16 protein-coding genes and 1 pseudogene are annotated in these 18,872 nt (G+C 60.4%); 5 read left to right on the top strand and 12 right to left on the bottom strand.

Features of this window, described 5'->3' with window-relative positions; all coding sequences use genetic code 11:
* Positions 1–31: 31 nt before the first annotated feature.
* The 8 genes from P406_RS15415 to P406_RS15380 all read right to left on the bottom strand — a co-directional run bounded on the left by P406_RS15415 (position 32) and on the right by P406_RS15380 (position 9,861).
* On the bottom strand, positions 32–664 hold the full coding sequence (locus P406_RS15415; protein ID WP_046236661.1) for a sarcosine oxidase subunit gamma: 633 nt from the start codon (positions 662–664) through the stop codon (positions 32–34).
* A gap of 50 nt (positions 665–714) precedes the next feature.
* A complete protein-coding gene (locus P406_RS15410; protein ID WP_046236660.1) occupies positions 715–3,735 on the bottom strand; it encodes a sarcosine oxidase subunit alpha in 3,021 nt (1,006 codons plus the stop codon).
* Entirely contained in the window at positions 3,732–4,028 is a 297-nt protein-coding gene (locus P406_RS15405; protein ID WP_003316160.1) for a sarcosine oxidase subunit delta, read from the bottom strand. Before P406_RS15405 ends, P406_RS15410 begins: the two co-directional genes overlap by 4 nt.
* Before the next feature lie 15 nt (positions 4,029–4,043).
* A complete protein-coding gene (locus P406_RS15400; protein ID WP_003411874.1) occupies positions 4,044–5,294 on the bottom strand; it encodes a sarcosine oxidase subunit beta family protein in 1,251 nt (416 codons plus the stop codon).
* Between the two features lie 17 nt (positions 5,295–5,311).
* Positions 5,312–6,565, bottom strand: a complete 1,254-nt coding sequence (glyA, locus tag P406_RS15395) for a serine hydroxymethyltransferase (RefSeq protein ID WP_046236659.1) — start codon at positions 6,563–6,565, stop codon at positions 5,312–5,314.
* Positions 6,566–6,825: 260 nt separating this feature from the next.
* Complete coding sequence (choV, locus tag P406_RS15390) at positions 6,826–8,004, bottom strand: choline ABC transporter ATP-binding protein (protein ID WP_046236658.1); 1,179 nt, start codon at positions 8,002–8,004, stop codon at positions 6,826–6,828.
* Positions 8,001–8,849: a choline ABC transporter permease subunit gene (gene choW / locus P406_RS15385; protein WP_170846044.1), complete on the bottom strand. Its 849-nt coding sequence runs from the start codon at positions 8,847–8,849 to the stop codon at positions 8,001–8,003. Before choW ends, choV begins: the two co-directional genes overlap by 4 nt.
* Positions 8,850–8,913: 64 nt before the next feature.
* Positions 8,914–9,861, bottom strand: a complete 948-nt coding sequence (locus P406_RS15380; protein WP_046236657.1) for a choline ABC transporter substrate-binding protein — start codon at positions 9,859–9,861, stop codon at positions 8,914–8,916.
* A gap of 782 nt (positions 9,862–10,643) precedes the next feature.
* On the opposite strand from P406_RS15380, the gene gbdR reads away from it, so the two are divergent.
* Complete coding sequence (gene gbdR / locus P406_RS15375; RefSeq protein WP_003402189.1) at positions 10,644–11,747, top strand: choline metabolism transcriptional regulator GbdR; 1,104 nt, start codon at positions 10,644–10,646, stop codon at positions 11,745–11,747.
* A gap of 126 nt (positions 11,748–11,873) precedes the next feature.
* Positions 11,874–12,332 (top strand): REP-associated tyrosine transposase, encoded by a 459-nt coding sequence (locus P406_RS15370; protein WP_046236656.1) that lies wholly within the window; start codon positions 11,874–11,876, stop codon positions 12,330–12,332.
* 573 nt (positions 12,333–12,905) lie between these two features.
* Here P406_RS15370 and P406_RS30525 read toward each other — a convergent pair.
* Complete coding sequence (locus tag P406_RS30525; RefSeq protein WP_419747909.1) at positions 12,906–13,958, bottom strand: methyl-accepting chemotaxis protein; 1,053 nt, start codon at positions 13,956–13,958, stop codon at positions 12,906–12,908.
* 81 nt (positions 13,959–14,039) lie between these two features.
* Positions 14,040–14,465: pseudogene (locus P406_RS30520) on the bottom strand (MCP four helix bundle domain-containing protein); the annotation flags it as partial.
* A 477-nt stretch (positions 14,466–14,942) separates the two neighbouring features.
* Between P406_RS30520 and P406_RS15360 the strand changes: the two are divergent.
* Entirely contained in the window at positions 14,943–15,176 is a 234-nt protein-coding gene (locus P406_RS15360) for a hypothetical protein (RefSeq protein ID WP_003316169.1), read from the top strand.
* Positions 15,173–15,475 (top strand): cell division protein ZapA, encoded by a 303-nt coding sequence (locus P406_RS15355; RefSeq protein ID WP_003316170.1) that lies wholly within the window; start codon positions 15,173–15,175, stop codon positions 15,473–15,475. Before P406_RS15360 ends, P406_RS15355 begins: the two co-directional genes overlap by 4 nt.
* Positions 15,476–15,500: 25 nt before the next feature.
* Here P406_RS15355 and P406_RS15350 read toward each other — a convergent pair whose 3' ends face one another.
* Positions 15,501–16,214 (bottom strand): 3'-5' exonuclease, encoded by a 714-nt coding sequence (locus tag P406_RS15350; protein WP_046236654.1) that lies wholly within the window; start codon positions 16,212–16,214, stop codon positions 15,501–15,503.
* A complete protein-coding gene (locus P406_RS15345; RefSeq protein ID WP_046236673.1) occupies positions 16,211–18,145 on the bottom strand; it encodes a DUF294 nucleotidyltransferase-like domain-containing protein in 1,935 nt (644 codons plus the stop codon). The genes P406_RS15350 and P406_RS15345 overlap by 4 nt, the downstream gene beginning before the upstream one ends.
* 231 nt (positions 18,146–18,376) lie before the next feature.
* On the opposite strand from P406_RS15345, the gene P406_RS15340 reads away from it, so the two are divergent.
* The gene (locus tag P406_RS15340) at positions 18,377–18,823 is read left to right on the top strand and encodes a response regulator (protein WP_003411861.1); all 447 of its coding nucleotides are present in this window, start codon (positions 18,377–18,379) and stop codon (positions 18,821–18,823) included.
* Positions 18,824–18,872: the final 49 nt, after the last annotated feature.

The following is an 18,872-nucleotide window of genomic DNA, read 5'->3' as shown; positions in this document are numbered from 1 at the left end:
CGCTGAGGTTTCAGCCCAGGTCCCCGGCGCTTCACGCCTGAATACTCAGCCCGTACTCGGCACTCGCATCCTGCAGCCACAGCCACCAGTAATCCGAGAAGCTGCGGCGGACCAGCAGCTCCCAGGTTTCTTCACCGGTCCGGCGGATCACCAGTTGCGACTTGGCGAACACAGTGCCGACTGCCTTGCTCACCGGGAAGTTGTCCGGGTGCACGTCGTAGCTGGTGGACTTCATCAGTACCTGGCGTACCTTCGGCCCGCTCAGTTCAAGGATTGACTGCCCGCCGCTGACATTGACGATCGCGATGTGCTGCCCGCTCAGTTCGTCACGCAGCTTCTGTTCTGCCGCGAACTCTTCGCCGCTCGGCACGATCAGCAGCCATTCATCCGGGCCAAGCCATTGCAGTGAGCTTTCGCCGTTGATGACCAGCATCAGCGCGGCGGGCAGCTCCATGCCCAGCGCCTTGTGTACGCCAGCGGCGAAGGCCGGATCGTGGGCATTGCCACGAATCGTCAGGTGCCCCAGCAGCTTTTTCTCGCGCAGGAAAACCCCCGGGCTGGCGCGCCCCTTGCCAATCAGGCTGTCGAGGTTTGCATGGAACAGCGGCGACTCGGCTTTGACGTCGGTGGTCGGGCGCTGCTGGTAAACGTTGGCTGTGCTCATGATTCACCTGCTTGAATTCTGTGTGCTGCGGATGATCGACTCATCGCGTGCTACTCGATGTTCTGCCGCTCGCCCTTCGGATCGAAGAACACCGAAGAAACGATCTCGGCTTCGATCACGCTGCCATCGGCCAAGGGTGCGAAGACTCGCTCGCCCATACGCGCCAGGCCGCCTTTGACCACGCCCATCGCGAACGAATAGCCCAGCGAGTTGTGCGCGTAACTGGAGGTCACGTGGCCGACCATGCTCATCGGAATCGTCTGTTTGGTATCGAACACCAGTTGCGCACCTTCCGGCAGCCATTTGGCAGGGTCCACCGGCTTGAGGCCGACCAGTTGCTTGCGCTGTTCGCGCACGCAGTCTTCGCGATTCATGCCGCGCCAGCCGATCCAGGAGAACGGTTTGGTACGGCCAACACACCAGCCCATGTTCAGGTCGTCGGGCGTCATCGAGCCGTCAGTGTCCTGACCGACGATGATGAAACCCTTCTCTGCGCGCAGCACGTGCATGGTCTCGGTGCCGTAAGGCGTCAGGTTGTACTGCTTGCCTGCCTCGGCGATCTTTTCCAGAACGCCCATGGCGTAGTCGGCCTGAATGTTGACCTCGTAGGACAGCTCGCCGGTAAACGAGATACGGAATACCCGGGCCGGCACACCGGCGACCAGACCTTCCTTCCAGGTCATGAACGGGAAGGCTTCACGGCCCAGATCGATATCGGTGACTTCGCTGAGCAGCTTGCGGCTGTTGGGGCCGGACAACGTCAGAGTCGCCCAGTGATCGGTCACTGAGGTGAAATACACTTTCAGGTCCGGCCATTCGGTCTGTTGATAGATTTCCAGCCATTGCAGAACACGCGCCGCGCCGCCCGTGGTGGTGGTCATCAGGAAGTGGTTGTCAGCGAGACAGGCGGTTACCCCGTCATCGAAGACCATGCCGTCTTCCTTGCACATCAGGCCATAGCGCGCCTTGCCGACGTCCAGTTTGGTCCAGGCATTGGTGTAGATGCGGTTGAGAAACTCGCGTGCATCCGGGCCTTGAATATCGATCTTGCCCAGCGTCGAGGCGTCCAGCAGGCCAACGCTGTCGCGCACCGCCTTGCATTCGCGAGCAACGGCTGCGGGCAGGTCTTCGCCATTTTTCGGGAAGTACCACGGCCGTTTCCACTGGCCGACGTCCTCGAACTCGGCACCGTTTTTGACATGCCATGCGTGCAGCGCGGTGAACCGCACGGGTTCGAAGATGTGTTTGCAGTGACGCCCGGCTATCGCGCCGAAGGTCACCGGCGTGTAGTTGGGGCGGAACATGGTGGTGCCCATTTCCGGGATCGACACGTTCAGTGAACGGGCGGCGATGGCCAGGCCGTTGACGTTGCCCAGCTTGCCTTGATCGGTGCCGAAACCCAGCGCGGTGTAGCGCTTGACGTGCTCGACCGACTCGAAACCCTCGCGCGTCGCCAGTTCGATGGCGGCGGCGGTGACGTCGTTCTGGAAGTCCACGAACTGCTTGGGTGCCCGAGCGGTGCCTTTTTCATGGGGCACCTGAAACAACGCCAGCGTCGGTTCTTCAGCACGGCTGAGGGCTTTGGGCATCACGCCTTCGACCACCTTGAAGCCCGCTTCACTGGCAGCGCGTACGCCGCCTTCGAAGCCATCGGCCAGGCTGTCAGCCAGGCTATAAACGCCGTTGACGCCGCCTACGCAGATACGTTTCTGTGGTGCTTCGCCCGGTACGAAGCCGAGGATGTCCTCGCGCCAGACCGGCTTGCCGCCCAGGTGCGAGGCCAGATGCACGATCGGGCTGTAACCGCCGGAGCTGGCAACCACGTCGCATTCAAGCCATTCACCGGGGCTGCTCACGCTGTGCGTCTTGACGTCGATGGCGGCAACGCGGGCAGCCGTCACGCGCTTGCTGCCACGGGCCTCGATGACCGCGCTGCCGGTCAGGATGCGAATGCCTTTGGCCCGCGCTTCTTCAACCAGAGGGCCGCGTGGGTTATGCCGTGCATCGGCAATCGCGACCACCTGCAGGCTGGCGTCGAGCCAGTCCAGGGCGACGCGATAGGCGTGATCGTTGTTGGTGGAAAGCACCAGTTTCTTGCCCGGCGCCACACCATAACGACGAACGTAAGTCGATACCGCGCCGGCCAGCATGTTGCCGGGCACATCGTTGTTGCCATAGACCAGCGGACGCTCGTGAGTACCCGCGGCCAGCACCACACGTTTGGCACGTACCCGGTGCATGCGCTGGCGGACCATGCCGATCGGCGCGCGATCACCCAGGTGGTCGGTGAGGCGCTCGTGGATGGTCAGGAAATTGTGATCGTGGTAACCATTGACCGTGGCACGCGGCAGCAGGGTGACGTTGCGCAGGCTTTTAAGCTCGGCGACGACCGTCGACACCCATTCGGCGGCGGGTTTGCCGTCGAGGCTTTCACGGCTGTCGAGCAAGCTGCCGCCGAACTCTTCCTGTTCATCGGCAATGATCACTCGGGCACCGCTGCGACCTGCTGCCAGCGCGGCGGCCAGACCGGCCGGGCCTGCGCCGACGATCAACACGTCGCAGTGCTGGTTCATCGCGTCGTAGCTGTCCGGGTCGTTCTCGGTCGGCGAGCGACCGAGGCCTGCAGCCTTGCGGATGTACTTCTCGTAAGTCATCCAGAACGATTGCGGATACATGAAGGTTTTGTAGTAGAAACCCGGCGGCATCAGTTTGCCGCCGACCTTGCCCAGAATGCCCATGACATCGGTGTTCACGCTCGGCCAGCCATTGGTGCTGGTCGCCACCAGTCCGGCATAGAGCGCCTGTTGCGTGGCACGCACGTTGGGGATCTGCGTCGCTTCGGTCGCGCCGATCTGCAGCACGGCATTGGGCTCTTCCGAACCCGCTGCGAAGATGCCGCGCGGGCGGGAGTATTTGAAGCTGCGGCCGATGATATCGACGCCGTTGGCGAGCAGGGCAGAGGCCAGCGAGTCACCTTCAAAGCCTTGGTAGGTCTGGCCGTTGAAGGTAAAGTTGAGCACCTTGCTGCGATTGATACGGCCGCCGTTGGGCAGGCGATGGGTCTGGCTCATACCTTGTCTCCCTGATCCGTGAACTGCGGCCTGGTACCGATCGGATAGGTCTCGAGAATCTCGTAGGTCACGGTGTTGCGCGTCATGTTGAAATACTGGCGGCAACCGGCGGCGTGTATCCACAGTTCGTGATGCAGGCCGCGCGGATTATCGCGAAAGAACATGTAGTCGCCCCATTGCTCATCGGTGCAGGCACCGGGGTCCAGCGGGCGCGGGATGTGCGCCTGACCGGACGGGTGGAATTCCTCTTCGGAGCGCAGTTCGCCACAGTGAGGACAGAAGATATGCAGCATGGTCGGGTTCTCCTGTTAGTGGGCTACGGCTGCAGCGCCGTGTTCGTCGATGAGTGCGCCGTTGTGGAAACGGTCAATGGAGAACGGCTTGGCCAGCGGGTGCATCTCGCCTTTGGCCAGACTGGCGGCAAATACGTTGCCCGAGCCAGGCGTGGCCTTGAAGCCGCCTGTGCCCCAGCCGCAGTTGAAGAACATGTTCGGCACCGGGGTCTTGGAAATGATCGGGCAGGCGTCCGGCGTGGTGTCGACGATGCCGCCCCATTGACGGTTCATGCGCACGCGGGACAGCACCGGGAACATCTCGACAATGGCCTGGATGGTGTGTTCGATCACCGGGTATGAGCCGCGCTGGCCGTAGCCGACCCAACTGTCGATACCGGCACCGATCACCAGGTCGCCCTTGTCGGACTGGCTGATGTAACCGTGCACAGCGTTGGACATGATGACGCTGTCGATAATCGGCTTGATCGGCTCGGAAACCAGTGCCTGCAACGGGTGTGATTCGATAGGCAGACGGAAGCCTGCCAGCTTGGCCATGTGTCCGGAGTTGCCGGCGGTGACCACACCGACACGTTTGGCACCGATGAAACCCTTGTTGGTTTCCACACCGATGCACACGCCGTTTTCCTTGCGAAAGCCGATGACTTCGGTCTGCTGAATCAGGTCGACGCCCAGCGCGTCGGCCGCGCGGGCGAAGCCCCAGGCCACCGCATCGTGGCGGGCGACGCCGCCACGGCGTTGGACCGTTGCGCCGATGATCGGGTAACGGGTGTTTTTCGAGCAATCCAGGTACGGGATTTCCTCGGCGACCTGCTGGCCGTTGAGCAATTCGCCGTCCACGCCGTTAAGCCGGTTGGCGCTGACGCGACGCTCGGAGTCACGCATGTCCTGCAGGGTGTGGCACAGGTTGTAAACGCCGCGCTGGGAGAACATAACGTTGTAGTTAAGGTCCTGGGACAGGCCTTCCCACAGTTTCATCGCGTGTTCATAGAGGTGGGCCGACTCGTCCCACAGGTAGTTGGAGCGCACGATGGTGGTGTTGCGCGCAGTGTTGCCGCCGCCCAGCCAGCCTTTCTCGACCACGGCCACGTTGGTGATGCCGTGCTCCTTGGCCAGATAATAGGCCGTGGCCAGACCGTGACCGCCGCCGCCGACGATGACCACGTCGTAGACCTTTTTCGGGGTCGGCGTGCGCCACATGCGCTGCCAGTTTTCATGGTGGCTGAGGGAATGCTTGAGAAGGCCGAAGCCTGAGTAATGCTGCATGTGAGGCTACTCCTGACTCAGCGATAAACCGGAAAATCGGCGCACAGGGCGGCGACCTGGCTGGCGACGTCGGCCTCGACATCGGCATCACCGAGGTTGTCGAGGATGTCGCAGATCCAGCCGGCCAGCTCGACGCACTGGGTCACCTTGAAGCCGCGGGTGGTAACAGCCGGTGTGCCGATGCGCAGGCCGGACGTCACGAACGGCGACTGCGGGTCGTTGGGCACCGAGTTCTTGTTGACGGTAATGTGCGCACGCCCGAGCGCTGCGTCGGCGTCCTTGCCGGTCAGGCCCTGACGGATCAGGCTGACCAGAAACAGGTGGTTGTCGGTGCCGCCGGAGACCACGTCGAAGCCCCGCTCGATGAACACCTGCGCCATCGCTTGCGCGTTGTCGATGACCTGCTGTTGATAGACCTTGAAGGCGGGCTCCATGGCTTCCTTGAAACACACGGCCTTGGCGGCGATGACGTGCATCAGCGGGCCGCCCTGACCACCGGGGAAGACGGCGGAATTGAATTTCTTCTCCAGCTCTTCGTTGGCCCTGGCCAGGATCAGGCCGCCGCGTGGACCGCGCAGGGTCTTGTGGGTCGTGGTGGTGACTACGTCTGCGTAGGGCAGCGGATTCGGGTAAAGACCGGCGGCAACCAGGCCGGCGACGTGCGCCATGTCGACGAACAGGTAGGCACCTACCTTGTCGGCGATTGCGCGGAAGCGCGGGAAGTCCAGGGTCTTGGAGTAGGCCGAAAACCCGGCAATGATCATTTTCGGCTGGCATTCGACGGCAATGCGCTCGACTTCGTCGTAATCGATCAGCCCGGTCGCGGTGTCGATGCCGTACTGCACGGCGTTATAGAGCTTGCCCGAGAAGCTGACCTTGGCACCGTGGGTCAGGTGGCCGCCGTGCGCCAGGCTCATGCCCAGCACGGTATCGCCGGCCTGGAGCAGCGCCAGATAGACCGCTGCGTTGGCCTGACTGCCGGAGTGTGGCTGAACGTTGGCGTAGTCGGCACCAAACAGCTGTCTGGCGCGGTCGATGGCCAGCTGCTCGACCTTGTCGACGTGCTCGCAACCGCCGTAGTAACGCTTGCCGGGATAGCCCTCTGCGTACTTGTTGGTCAGACCGCTGCCCTGCGCCTGCATCACGCGTTTGCTGGTGTAGTTCTCCGAGGCGATCAGCTCGATATGGTCTTCCTGACGCTGCTCCTCGGCGTTCATCGCCGACAACAGTGCATCGTCATAACCCTGGATCTGGTCTTGCTTGCTGAACATCGCGGATCTCCCAGCGGCGGCGCGGCGCCTGACTTGTCGTTCGGGCGGAACAGAGCCCTCTGAGAGCGATGGTAGGGCCGCACCGAAGACGCCAAATGCCTATGGACGCCACACAAAGGTGCGTTTACGACATGGCGGCTGAGGGAGCGGAAATAGCGGCAGGGGAGTTACCCGGGGGACAAGGCTGTGGACGAAAAAAAGCCCGCTCCCGGCTGGATGAGTCCAGCGCGGTGGAGCGGGCTTGTCGGTTGCAGGCCTTGTCAGCCGTGGTTTTTGCCCAGCAACGCGTGATACAGCTCGGTATCACCCAGAATGCCGACCACTTTATTGCCGTCCTGCAGGACCAGTTTGTTGCCGGTCTGGTAGCGGATCTGCAGCGCGTCGCGCATGCCGATGTTGGAATGCACAAGCGTGGGGCGTCGATCCAGGGTGGCGACGTCCTGGCCGGGGGTCCAGTTCTGCAGATCAAGGGCCGTGGCACCTTGCCGCGCGCCTTTGATCACGTTGCCTTCGGCCAGATCGAGCCATGAGTCGCCGCTCGGGTCCAGGCACACCGAACCGTTGACGTGGGTGCACTCGTCGACGGTGCGCATCAGGCTGCGACCGCACAGCACGTTGAGCGGGTTGGTGTGTGCAACGAAGGTGCGCACGTATTCATCTGCCGGATTGAGCACGATCTGCTCCGGCACGCTGTATTGCACGATGCGGCCGTCTTTCATGATGGCGATCCGGCTGCCGAGCTTCAGTGCTTCATCCAGATCATGGCTGACGAACACAATGGTCTTGCTCAGCTTGCTTTGCAGGGCGAGCAGTTCGTCCTGCAAACCTTGGCGGATCAGGGGGTCGAGCGCCGAGAACGGTTCGTCCATCAGCAGGATGTCGGCGTCCATCGCCAGTGCCCGCGCCAGGCCCACTCGTTGCTGCATGCCGCCAGACAGTTCGTCGGGCTTCTTGTTGCGCCACTGGGTCAGGCCCACCAGCTCGAGCTTTTCATCCACCAGCTTGCGCCGTTCCTTTTCGGGGCGGCCCTGCATCTCCAGACCGAAGCTGATGTTCTCGCGCACGGTCAGCCAGGGCATCAGGGCGAATTTCTGGAAGACCATGGCAATGCGCTTGGTGCGCATCATTTTCAGTTCGGCTGCGCTGCAGTTGGCGATGTTGATCTGCGAGCCTTCATGCTCGACGAACAGTGAGCCACGGCTGACGGTGTTGAGGCCGTTGATACAGCGCAACAGGCTGGATTTGCCGGAGCCCGACAGGCCCATCAGCACGCAGATTTCGCCCTTTTCGATGTCCAGACTGGCGTTTTCGACGCCGACGATCTGTCCGGTTTTCTTGAGGATCTGGTCACGCGTGAGGCCTTCGTCGAGCAGTTTGAGGGCTTCACGCGGGTCCTTGGAGAAGATGACGTCTACCTTGTCGAATTTGATGATACTCATGCGTCGGACCCTACCTTGGCTTCGGGTTGTTTGCAGATGCGGTCGAGCATGATGGCCAGCAATACGATTGCCAGACCGGCTTCGAAACCGAGCGCGATGTCGGCCGTGTTCAGCGCGTTGACCACTGGTTTGCCCAGGCCGTCGGCGCCGACCAGGGCGGCGATGACCACCATCGACAGCGACAGCATGATGCACTGGGTAATCCCGGCTGCAATGCTGGGCATCGCGTAGGGCAGTTCAATGCGTGTCAGCAACTGGCGGCGTGACGAACCGAAGGCCTTGCCGGCGTCCAGCAACTCCTGAGGCACATCGCGGATACCCAGGTAGGTCAGGCGAATCGGCGCGGCAATGGCGAAAACCACTGTCGAGATCAGGCCGGGTACCACGCCCAGACCGAACAGCGTGAGCGTCGGAATCAGATAGACGAAGGTGGGCACGGTCTGCATCAGGTCGAGTAACGGCCGGATGATGGTGTAGAACAGCGGCTTGTGCGCGGCGATGATGCCCAGCGGCACGCCGATGACGACACAGACCAGCGTGGCGAAGAGCACCTGCGCCAGGGTTTCCATGGTTTCCTGCCAGTAATGCAGGTTGAGGATCAGCAGAAACGAAAGGATGACGAAAACCGTCAGGCCCCACTTGCGCTGGATGAAGTGCGCGAGGGCGGCGATAAGGCCGATCAGTACGAATGGATTGAACCAGGTCAGCGCGAAAGTGAACCCGTGGATCATCATTTCCAGTGTCGAGGCTATTGCGTCGAAGTAATCGGCGCCGTTGGCCGTCAACCAATCGACAAATGCGGCGATGTACTCGCCCAGAGGGATTTTATGGTCAGTCAGCATGATTTCGGGTGTCCGCTTGCGGAAGGTGAAGAGGGCAGCAGGCGGGGCAGCCCCGCCTGCTGTCGGCTTACTGGGTCAACTTGGCTTTGGCGGCCTCCAGGCCTGGCTTGCCATCGACGGTGGTCACGCCTGCGAGCCAGGTGTCGAGTACTTGAGGGTTTTTCTTGATCCACGCCTTGGCGGCGGCATCGGGCTTCATTTTGTCGTCCAGCACATTGCCCATCAGGGCGCTTTCCATGTTCAGCGTGAAGGACAGGTTCTTGAGCAACTGACCTACGTTGCTGCACTCCTGACTGTAGCCTTTGCGGGTGTTGGTGTAGATCGTCGCCTGGCCATAGTTGGGGCCGAAGAAGTCATCGCCGCCAGTCAGATATTTCATCTTGAAGCGGGTGTTCATCGGGTGCGGTTCCCAACCGAGGAACACCACATCTTTATCGCGTTTCACGGCGCGGTCGACCTGCGAAAGCATTGCGGCTTCGCTGGACTCCACGACCTTGAAGCCTGCGTCTTTCAGGCCGAAGGCGTTCTTGTCGATCATGCTCTGGATCAGGCGATTGCCGTCATTGCCAGGCTCGATGCCGTAGATCTTGCCGCCCAGTTCCTTCTTGAATTTGGCGATGTCGGCGAAGTCATGCAGGCCTTTTTCGTAGAGCGCTTCCGGCACCGCGAGGGTGTACTTGGCGTTCTCCAGATTGGCACGCACGGTTTCGACGGTCCCGGCTTCGCGATAGGGCTTGATGTCGTTTTCCATGGTCGGCATCCAGTTGCCGAGGAACACGTCCATGTTCTTGCCGTCGGCCAGCGACTTGTAGGTCACCGGTACGGAAATCATGGTGGTCTTGGTCTTGTAACCCAGTGACTCGAGTACGGCGCTGGTTACCGCAGTGGTGACGGTAATGTCAGTCCAGCCGACATCGGAGAAGTTGACCGTATGACAGGCCTCTGGCTCGGCTGCCTGGGCTAGCACCGGCATACAGAGCGTAGCGGCCAACAGCAACGATTTGGAACCTTTCATGGGGTGGACTCCTGTGAGTTTCTTCTGGTCATCAGCAGGTGAACGCTGACGCGGCTTATGGGTTGGCGAGGCTTTTCGCGAAGCTCCATCACTGCGCCGGGCGATCGAGTCGGAACCGATCATGTAACAGGGAAAATCAAACGCCTACAGGGGGCGTCGTATCCAGTGCAGGAGGCGTCGTATCCAGTGCGCGCAAGGTCGCTTACAGATTCGTTGCATCGTACGCACGCCCGGTTGCAGTGTCGGAACTGCGAAAAAACGGCCAGTACGTTACACAGTTGCTGCGCAGTTCGGCAGCGGTCGGTTGGCAGGTCGGTGCCTGCGCGAACGCGGTCTTTTGGAGGGGGGTAACGCCGACAAGTTCATTATCGGGTCGGATCCGGCAATGGTTACGCCAGGTCGGGTGGCATTTTTGGTCGCTGCGCGCTTTTCGATCACGCGCCCTGCAGGCCGCCACTTTTTAGCGCGAACGCCTGTCCTCGGCAGGGTTTCCTCGGGATGTGCCTTGAGTAGCACTCGGCGTGCGAAGACCCCGTGGTCGTTTCCGCCAAGTGCTACCGAATTGCTCATCGAACTGCGCATGCGGCGGCCCTGGCGTCGCTGACAGGTACGTGGGTCGCAGCCGGTTAGACGCTTCGCGACGTCGTTTTCAGGTGTTCTTGAATGAGCGATCAATTTCCGGCATGGGATTTGCGACGTCGTCACTAAGCCCTGCAACGACGAGGGCTACAAGAAGAGCCTGTTCTGGGGCCAACCATTGCCATATGAGAGGAGATAGTGTGATGACATCGTTCAATCAAGGGACTCAACCCCAGAACCGCGCGCCACAGTCCATCGGCTTTCTGCTACTGGATAACTTCACCCTGATCTCCCTCGCATCGGCGGTAGAACCCCTTCGCATGGCCAATCAGTTGTCGGGCCGCGAGCTATATCGCTGGACCACGCTGAGTGTCGACGGCGGCCAGGTCTGGGCCAGCGATGGTCTGCAGATCACGCCGGATGCGGCGATGCACAAGGCTCCTTTGCTGGATACGGTCATCGTCTGCGGCGGTGTCGGTATCCAGCGCTCCGTCACGCGTGAACATGTCAGCTGGCTACAGGGCCAGGCACGTCAGTCGCGTCGTCTGGGCGCCGTGTGCACCGGCAGTTGGGCGCTGGCGTGTGCGGGTTTGCTGGATGGTTTCGAGTGCAGCGTGCATTGGGAATGTCTGGCCTCGATGCAGGAAGCCTTTCCGCGCGTGTCGATGAGCACCCGGCTGTTTACGCTGGACCGCAATCGTTTCACCAGCTCGGGCGGCACCGCACCGCTGGACATGATGCTGCACCTGATCAGTCGTGATCATGGGCGCGAGTTGTCGGCAGCCATTTCCGAGATGTTCGTCTACGAGCGCATTCGCAACGAACAGGACCATCAACGCGTGCCGCTCAAGCACATGCTGGGCACCAATCAGCCGAAGCTGCAGGAAATCGTGGCGCTGATGGAAGCCAATCTTGAAGAGCCGATCGATCTTGACGAGCTGGCTGTGTATGTCGCCGTTTCACGCAGGCAGCTGGAGCGGTTGTTCCAGAAATACCTGCACTGTTCGCCTTCGCGCTACTACCTGAAACTGCGCCTGATTCGCGCCCGGCAACTGCTCAAGCAGACACCGATGTCGATCATCGAAGTGGCATCGGTGTGCGGCTTCGTGTCGACACCGCACTTCTCCAAATGTTACCGCGAATACTTCGGCATCCCGCCACGTGACGAGCGCGTAGGGTCCAATACCGCACAACAGGTCGCGATGATGCCAATCCCGCAGGCCTTGGTGCTCGCCCCCTTGTCCGGGCCGATGTCGGCCTTGAGTCAGGCGCGTAATGAGTCGACGTTTGCGAGTGTGAGGCTGTAACAAAACGTCCGGTTTGCAAATGCCCACGACGAGAAAGCATCTCTCACAGGCAGTAAAACATTCGCTCTGCTCGTCGCCCTACAGACGCTAAGGTTCAACGTTGAACCGGTTCTGGAGGGCGATGGAATGCCTCATTGCGCAACGACACGACACCTGCGCAAAGGCAGATACTCGGCAGTTGGTCAGATTTACATGGTCACTTCAGTAACGAAGGGCCGTGTACCTGTGTTCGCCGAAATGCAGCTGGGACGGCTGCTCGTACAAGAAATGAAGCGTTGCGAAGAGCAGGGGCTGGTCAAGTCTATGGCATGGGTAGTCATGCCTGACCATCTCCACTGGCTTTTTGAACTCAAGGCCGGTGATTTGCCCAGTTTGATGAAACAATTAAAGGCCCGAAGCTCGATTGCAGTTGGAAAACTGTGTGTCCGTCCTCACGCTTTGTGGCAATCCGGGTACCACGACAGAGCAATCCGCGACGAAAAGGATATTGCGCCGATAGCCCGTTATATCGTGGCCACTCCTTTACGTGCGGGCTTGGTTAAAAAGCTTGGGGATTACCCGCTGTGGGATGCTATCTGGGTTTGAGGCACGGGCAGCTTTCGCGAACAAGTTCGCTCCTACGGCCTGCGGCCAGAAGCTGAGGGATCACGGTTTGCTTCTGCCCTTAGGGCGTGAGCATTTTTCGTGAACAAGTTCGCTTCTACGGCCTGCGGCCAGAAGCTGGGGATCACGGTCTGCTTCAGCCCTTAGGGCGTGAGCATTTTTCGCGAACAAGTTCGCTCCTACGGCCTGCGGTCAGAAGCTGAGGATCACGGTTTGCTTCTGCCCGAAGGGTGTGAGCGTTTTTCGTGAACAAGTTCGCTCCTACGGCCTGCGGCCAGAAGCTGAGGGATCGCAGTCTGCTTCAGCCCTTAGGGCGTGAGCATTTTTCGCGAACAAGTTCGCTCCTACGGCCTGCGGCCAGAAGCTGGGGATCACGGTTTGCTTCTGCCCGAAGGGCGTGAGCATTTTTCGCGAACAAGTTCGCTCCTACGGCCTGCGGCCAGAAGCTGGGGATCACGGTTTGCTTCTGCCCGTAGGGCGTAGGAGCGAACTTGTTCGCGAAGACTGGCTTTCACACAACGTAGCTTCCGGAAATAAAACGCCCGTTTTCAAGCATCAAAGCGCGAAGCGCGCCACCATGCCGTTAAGGTCGATTGCCAGGCGTGACAGCTCGGTGCTGGCTGCGCTGGTCTGGTTGGCGCCGTTGGTGGATTGTGCCGAGAGGTCGCGGATGTTGACCAGGTTGCGGTCCACTTCGCGGGCGACTTGTGCCTGTTCTTCGGCGGCGCTGGCGATGACCATGTTGCGTTCGTTGATCTCTTCGACCGCGCTGTTGATGGTGTTCAGTGCCTGGCCCGCGCCCTTGGCGATGTTCAGGGTTGATTCGGCGCGTTCGGTGCTGTTGCGCATCGAGCTGACGGCCTGTTCCGTGCCGGTCTGAATGCTGCTGATCATGCGTTCGATTTCGCTGGTCGATTGCTGGGTGCGGTGGGCCAGGGCACGCACTTCGTCGGCGACGACGGCAAAGCCACGTCCTGCTTCACCGGCGCGCGCGGCTTCGATGGCGGCGTTCAATGCCAGCAGGTTGGTCTGGTCGGCCAGACCGCGAATCACGTCGAGCACCTTGCCGATATCACGCGACTCATTGGCCAGGCTGATGATCAGCTCGGCAGTGCCTTGCACGTCGCCACTCATGCGCTCGATGGCGCTGACGGTTTCCTGAACCAGGTCGCGGCCATCGCCCGCAGAGGTCGCTGCGCTGCGCGAGGCCTGCGAGGTGCTGGTGGCGTTGCGCGCCACTTCTTCCACAGCGCTGGTCATCTGGTTGACCGCAGTGGCAGCCTGCTCTATTTCGTCGTTCTGCTGCACCAGCCCGCGTGCGCTTTCGTCAGTGACAGCGTTCAGCTCTTCGGCTGCCGAGGCCAGTTGTGTGGCCGAGCCGGAAATACCCTGCAAGGTATCGCGCAGCTTGTCCTGCATGGTTTTCATGGCCAGCAGCAGACGACCGGCTTCATCGGTGCCGTCGATACTGATCGGCTTGGTCAGGTTGCCTTGCGCGATGGTCTCCGCTGCAAGCAGTGCGGTGGCGATCGGCGTGGTGATGCTCTTGATCAGCATCCAGGCAAACACGAGGGTCAGCAGCGTGGCGGCGATCAGCAACCCGATCACCATGTTGAATGCCGAGTCATACTCGCGGGAGGCCTGTTCCTTGACCTCATTCAACTGCGCCGTATTGATATCCACCAGCTTGCGCAGCACAACGTTCATCTGGTCGGAGTTGCTGACCATTTCGTTGTTGAGCAAGCCCTGTAATTCGTCGATGTTGTTGGCACGGGTCAGCGTTTTCAGGCGGTCTTCAAGCTGGCGATACTGACCCAGCAACTGCACGTACTGGCCATAGAAATTGCGCTCGTCGGGGGTGCTGATCAGCTTCTCGTAAACGGCCTGAGCGTCAGTGATCTGCTTGTTGCGCATCGCCATCAGTTCGATGGTTTTCTGTTGGGTTTCCGGATCGCGGTTGACCAGCAATCGGTAGGACAGCACCCGCAGACGAATACTGACTTCAGCGAAGCGATCGAGGCTCTTGATGCTGGGCACATTGCTGTCGGCCAGCACCTCGGTGGCGCTGCGGATCTTGCTCATCTGTGACAGCGCAAAGACGCCCAGAATCAGCATGAGGGTGCCGATCATGGCAAATCCAAGAAACGCTCGGGGCGCGATGTTCATATTTCGCAGGGACATAGAAAGCTTCCAGGGTCATTTACGCGTTCCATGCGATTTAGAAACGGGGATAAAGCCGTAAGTGGGGTGCCTATCGGACGTGCGACTAAAGTCTTGAGCCGATAGGCACGTATTGGGCGTGACTTAATCGTGACGATTTCTTCATTTCTCTCGCGGGTCGGGCGCAAACCCTTGAAAAGACGGGGCGTGGGCTTTTTACGTGATGGCAGTCTGCCCATTGCCTGCGCGCATTTGTCGCAGTTTCAGACGGTCTGACGAACAGCAGGAACCGGATAACGAATAAGGAGTCACAAGCCCCCTACGCGTCTACGTTATCGATGTGTCGATGTGATGACAGAGCGGTGAGCGCTGGTATGCGCAACGACTTTTCTTTATCGTACGCGCCCGTTGAAATTTGCTCGAGAAATCAAAATGTTGGAAGCCTCCCTTAGCCAATTGGAACAACTTGTCGGCGATCTGGTGCAGCAGAACCAGGCCCTTCAGGAAACAAATGCACAGCTCGGTGCCGAGCTGGCAAAAGCCAAGGACGAGAACGAGAACTTGCAACTGAGTCTGATGGAGCAGGAAGAGAAGCATGGCAGCACTGCCGCGCGCATCCAGGCCCTGGTTGATCGCGCGACCAGCGCAAGTGCTGTCGGCGCATGAACGTTGATGGCAGCGGTGTAACCGTTCTCACCATTTTGGGCAATGAGTACTCGGTCAAGGCGCCGGCTGGCGAAGACCTGACCCTCATGAAGGCCGCTGCGATGCTCAATGCATCGCTGGCCGACACCAAGCGCAAATACCCGACGTTGATCGGTGACCGTCTGCTGGTCCTCGCGGCGCTGAACCTTTGTTCGCAGCAGATCGAGCTTGAGCAACTGCACAAGGTCGAGCTCAAGCGCTACCGTGAGCAGGTCGAAGCGACGGTGGATGTGATCGCCAAGACCATCGCCCCGAACTGAACGTGAGGCGCTGACGCAGTCGCAGTCAGAACGAATGCGACTGTCTGCGCCTGCGCCATTGCCCGAGTGCTTCCTCCAGCCGCAAGGGGCTGTCGATCTGCTGACGACGGGCGTGGCTGAACAGAATCAGCGCCAGTTCTGCGGTGACCAGTGCATCGGCGCTGGCATGATGACGCTGTTCGGCATGCAGACCAAAGAAACGGGTCCAGTCATCCAGCCCGGCATGACGCAGGTTGGCGTGCTCGCAGAGCATCGGGGCTATTTCGGCGGCATCGAAAAACGCATGCTGCAAGCGATAGCCCAAGCTTTCCTTCAAGGCGCGTGACAGCATGTGCTGATCGAATGGCGCATGAAAGCCGAGAATCGGGCTGTCACCGACGAACTCCATGAAGTCCAGCAAGGCTTCGACCGGCTCACTGCCTGCGGCAATCGCGCTGGGCGCCAGCCCATGAATCAGAACGGCCGGACTGAGCTTGTGGTCGACGCGCAATAGCGTGCGCTCGAACTGCTGGCCCAGATCGATGGCGCCGTCTTCAATCACTACCGCACCAATGGACAGCACCTGATCACGGTTCATATTCAGGCCGCTGGTTTCCAGGTCGAGCACGACCCAGCGCTGTTCACGCAGTGACGTGGCGCTGAGGTTCGCGCACACCGGCAGCCGCTCCAGGCGATCCAGTTGATGCGCGTGCAAGGGCGTCTTTTTCGGCCGTGGTTTGAGCCATTCGAACAGGTTCATAGTTGATAACGCAGGGTCAGGCTGGTTTGCAATCGCTGCGCCTGGCGAAACGATTCGCGCAGAATGCGCCGGTCCAGATGGTTGAGTGTGTCGGGGTCGATGCGATTGGAATACGCCAGGTTCTGGCGGCTCTGCAGTTGGTGCTGCTGCATGCGGGTCTGCTGAATGAAGTGATAAGCCTCTTCATACGCGGCACCATCGAGCGGGTCGATGACTTCGCGCTCGACCAGTTGGCGCAAGCGTTCCTGCGTATTGTTGACGCCGATACCGTTGGCCAGCGCCAGCAGGCGCGCCCCGTCGACGAAGGGCGTCAGGCCTTCGACCTTGAGGTCCAGGGTGTCCTTTTCACTGCCTTTGCGGGCCAGCACGAAATCCTTGAAGCGACCCACCGGCGGACGCTGGCGCAATGCGTTATCGGCCATCATGCGCTGGAACAGCCGATTGTCTGCGACCTGATCGAGAATGCTGCGGCGCAGTTGCTCGACGCCGCTTTCATCCCCCCAGACCACGCGCAGATCGAAATAGATACTCGAAGCCAGCAGGTTCTCCGGCGTTGCTTCGCGAATGAACGTCGAGAAGCGCTGTGACCATTCGAGTCGGGACAGGCACAGGTCGGGGTTGCCGGCCATGATGTTGCCCTTGCACAGGGTAAACCCGCACTGCGCCAGGCTCTGGTTGATGCGTTCGGCAATCGGCAGCAGTACATTGCGAATCTGCGCTGCCTCGGCCGCGTCACGCGCTTCGAACAGAATGCCGTTGTCCTGATCGGTATGCAGCGTCTGCTCGCGACGGCCTTCGCTGCCAAAGCACAGCCAGCTGAAGGCAATGCCGGGGTCGCCTTTCTCTGCAAGCGTCAGCTCGATCACCCGGCATACGGTGTGGTCGTTGAGCAGGGTGATGATCTGGGTTATCTGGGTCGAAGACGCGCCGTGGGCAAGCATGCGATCGACCAGCTGGACGATATCGCCGCGCAAGCCGGCGAGCGCTTCGATGCGTGGCGCGTTGCGGATGGTCCGCGCCAGGTGCACCAGGTCGACCCGTTGCAGGGAAAACAGATCACGCTCCGACACCACGCCGCACAATCGCCCGTCGCGGACCAGGCACACGTGGGCGATGTGCCGCCCGGTCATGGCGATGGCGGCGTCGAACGCACTGGCGTCCGGGCTCAGGTGGAAGGGTGACAGGCTCATGGTGTGCCTGACCGGCGCGCTGAAGTCGGCATTCACATCGGCAACCGCCTCACGCAGGTCGCGCAGGGTAAAGATGCCCAGCGGCGCCTGCCGCTCGTCGACAATCACGATGCTGCCTACTTGCTGCTCGTGCATCAGCCGCACGGCGTCGCGCATGGGCGTTTCCGGGCTGCACATCACCGGATGACGCATGGCAAGTTCACCCAGCCGGGTGTTCAAAGAGTACTGCGTGCCGAGGGTTTCGACAGCGCGCTGCTGGACCTGCTGATTGACTTGATCCAGCAGGCTGCTGACACCGCGCAGGGCAAAGTCGCGAAAGGTTGTGGAGAGCGCGAACAGCTTGATGAACGCCTGCTTGTTCAGCTGCAGGCAGAAGGTGTCCTCGGCAGCCAGATGCTCGGTGCGCGTGGCACGCTCGCCGAGCAGGGCGGCGAGCGGAAAACACTCGCCTGTGGTGATTTCAAATGTCGTTTCCGTACCGCCTTTGGCAGAATGCGGACGCTCGCCGACGATGCGACCCTGCTTGACGATGTAAAAGTGCTCCACGGGTCCGTCGCCAGGCTTGATGATGCTTTCGCCTGCAGCGTAGAAGCGCAGTTGACACTGCTCGACCAGATACGCCAGATGAGCGTTTTCCATCTGATTGAACGGCGGGAATTTTTGCAGAAACTGCATGGTGCCGTGTATGTTCTGCAGCACGGCTGTCTTGCCTGCCTGGGTGAAAGCATCTGCCTTGCTCATGGCCTGTTCCGCGTTCTTGTTATTGGTGCTCATGGTCGGCCGCTTGCAGTCAGGTGCCCATTGGACGTAAGTCTTACCTTGAACCCCGTGACACCGCCGTGCTGCTTGCGGCATAACTGATTTGACGAGCGCAATGGATTGCGAGCGAAGACTGGCCAGGATGCCGACGAAATGCATCGCAGATTGACCCGTATCTGCTGTCGGATTAGTTCAGGGAATGATGAGACTGCAATGATTGACCACGATATTCTGAGCGACGATGAGCGCGATGCCCTCCATGAGGTCATGCTCACGCCCGACCGCGACGCCCCGCAACGGGTCCTGATCGTCGATGACGACAGCGACGCGCGCGAGCTGCTGGCCGAAATTCTGAGCCTCAATGACATCAGTTGCATGACCGCGCCCGGTGGCGATACTGCGCTGCAGATGATCCACTCGCGTCAGTCCATCGGACTGCTGATCACCGACTTGCGGATGGCGCCTTTTGACGGGCTTGATCTGATTCGCAAGGTTCGTGAGTCGGATCGCGCCGAGCTGCCGATCATCATCGTGTCCGGCGACGCCAACGTGCGCGATGCTATCGATGCCATGCACCTGAACGTGGTGGACTTCCTTCTCAAACCGCTCAATACCAAGCAGTTGGTGAAGCTGGTCAAGCGGGAATTGGGGATAAGTTGAGGCGGTGAGCCGTTGCAGGTTCTGGTCCGGCGAGGAGCAGAACCTGCAA

The sequence above is a fragment of the Pseudomonas syringae pv. coryli str. NCPPB 4273 genome, from assembly GCF_000972175.1.
GTDB classification, from domain to species: Bacteria; Pseudomonadota; Gammaproteobacteria; order Pseudomonadales; family Pseudomonadaceae; genus Aquipseudomonas; species Aquipseudomonas syringae.
Note: the sequence above shows the minus strand (reverse complement) of the source record. Positions and strands in the feature narration are given on the sequence as shown.

Bases quoted from the DNA above. Each gene is read 5' to 3' on its own strand.
- P406_RS15400 (WP_003411874.1), bottom strand. From the start codon at position 5,294: ATGCAGCATTACTCAGGCTTCGGCCTTCTCAAGCATTCCCTCAGCCAC.
- P406_RS15340 (WP_003411861.1), top strand. From the start codon at position 18,377: ATGATTGACCACGATATTCTGAGCGACGATGAGCGCGATGCCCTCCAT.
- glyA (WP_046236659.1), bottom strand. From the start codon at position 6,565: ATGTTCAGCAAGCAAGACCAGATCCAGGGTTATGACGATGCACTGTTG.
- P406_RS15355 (WP_003316170.1), top strand. From the start codon at position 15,173: ATGAACGTTGATGGCAGCGGTGTAACCGTTCTCACCATTTTGGGCAAT.
- P406_RS15370 (WP_046236656.1), top strand. From the start codon at position 11,874: ATGCCTCATTGCGCAACGACACGACACCTGCGCAAAGGCAGATACTCG.
- gbdR (WP_003402189.1), top strand. From the start codon at position 10,644: ATGACATCGTTCAATCAAGGGACTCAACCCCAGAACCGCGCGCCACAG.
- P406_RS15405 (WP_003316160.1), bottom strand. From the start codon at position 4,028: ATGCTGCATATCTTCTGTCCTCACTGTGGCGAACTGCGCTCCGAAGAG.
- P406_RS15410 (WP_046236660.1), bottom strand. From the start codon at position 3,735: ATGAGCCAGACCCATCGCCTGCCCAACGGCGGCCGTATCAATCGCAGC.
- choV (WP_046236658.1), bottom strand. From the start codon at position 8,004: ATGAGTATCATCAAATTCGACAAGGTAGACGTCATCTTCTCCAAGGAC.
- P406_RS15345 (WP_046236673.1), bottom strand. From the start codon at position 18,145: ATGAGCAAGGCAGATGCTTTCACCCAGGCAGGCAAGACAGCCGTGCTG.
- P406_RS15360 (WP_003316169.1), top strand. From the start codon at position 14,943: ATGTTGGAAGCCTCCCTTAGCCAATTGGAACAACTTGTCGGCGATCTG.
- P406_RS15380 (WP_046236657.1), bottom strand. From the start codon at position 9,861: ATGAAAGGTTCCAAATCGTTGCTGTTGGCCGCTACGCTCTGTATGCCG.
- P406_RS15415 (WP_046236661.1), bottom strand. From the start codon at position 664: ATGAGCACAGCCAACGTTTACCAGCAGCGCCCGACCACCGACGTCAAA.
- P406_RS15350 (WP_046236654.1), bottom strand. From the start codon at position 16,214: ATGAACCTGTTCGAATGGCTCAAACCACGGCCGAAAAAGACGCCCTTG.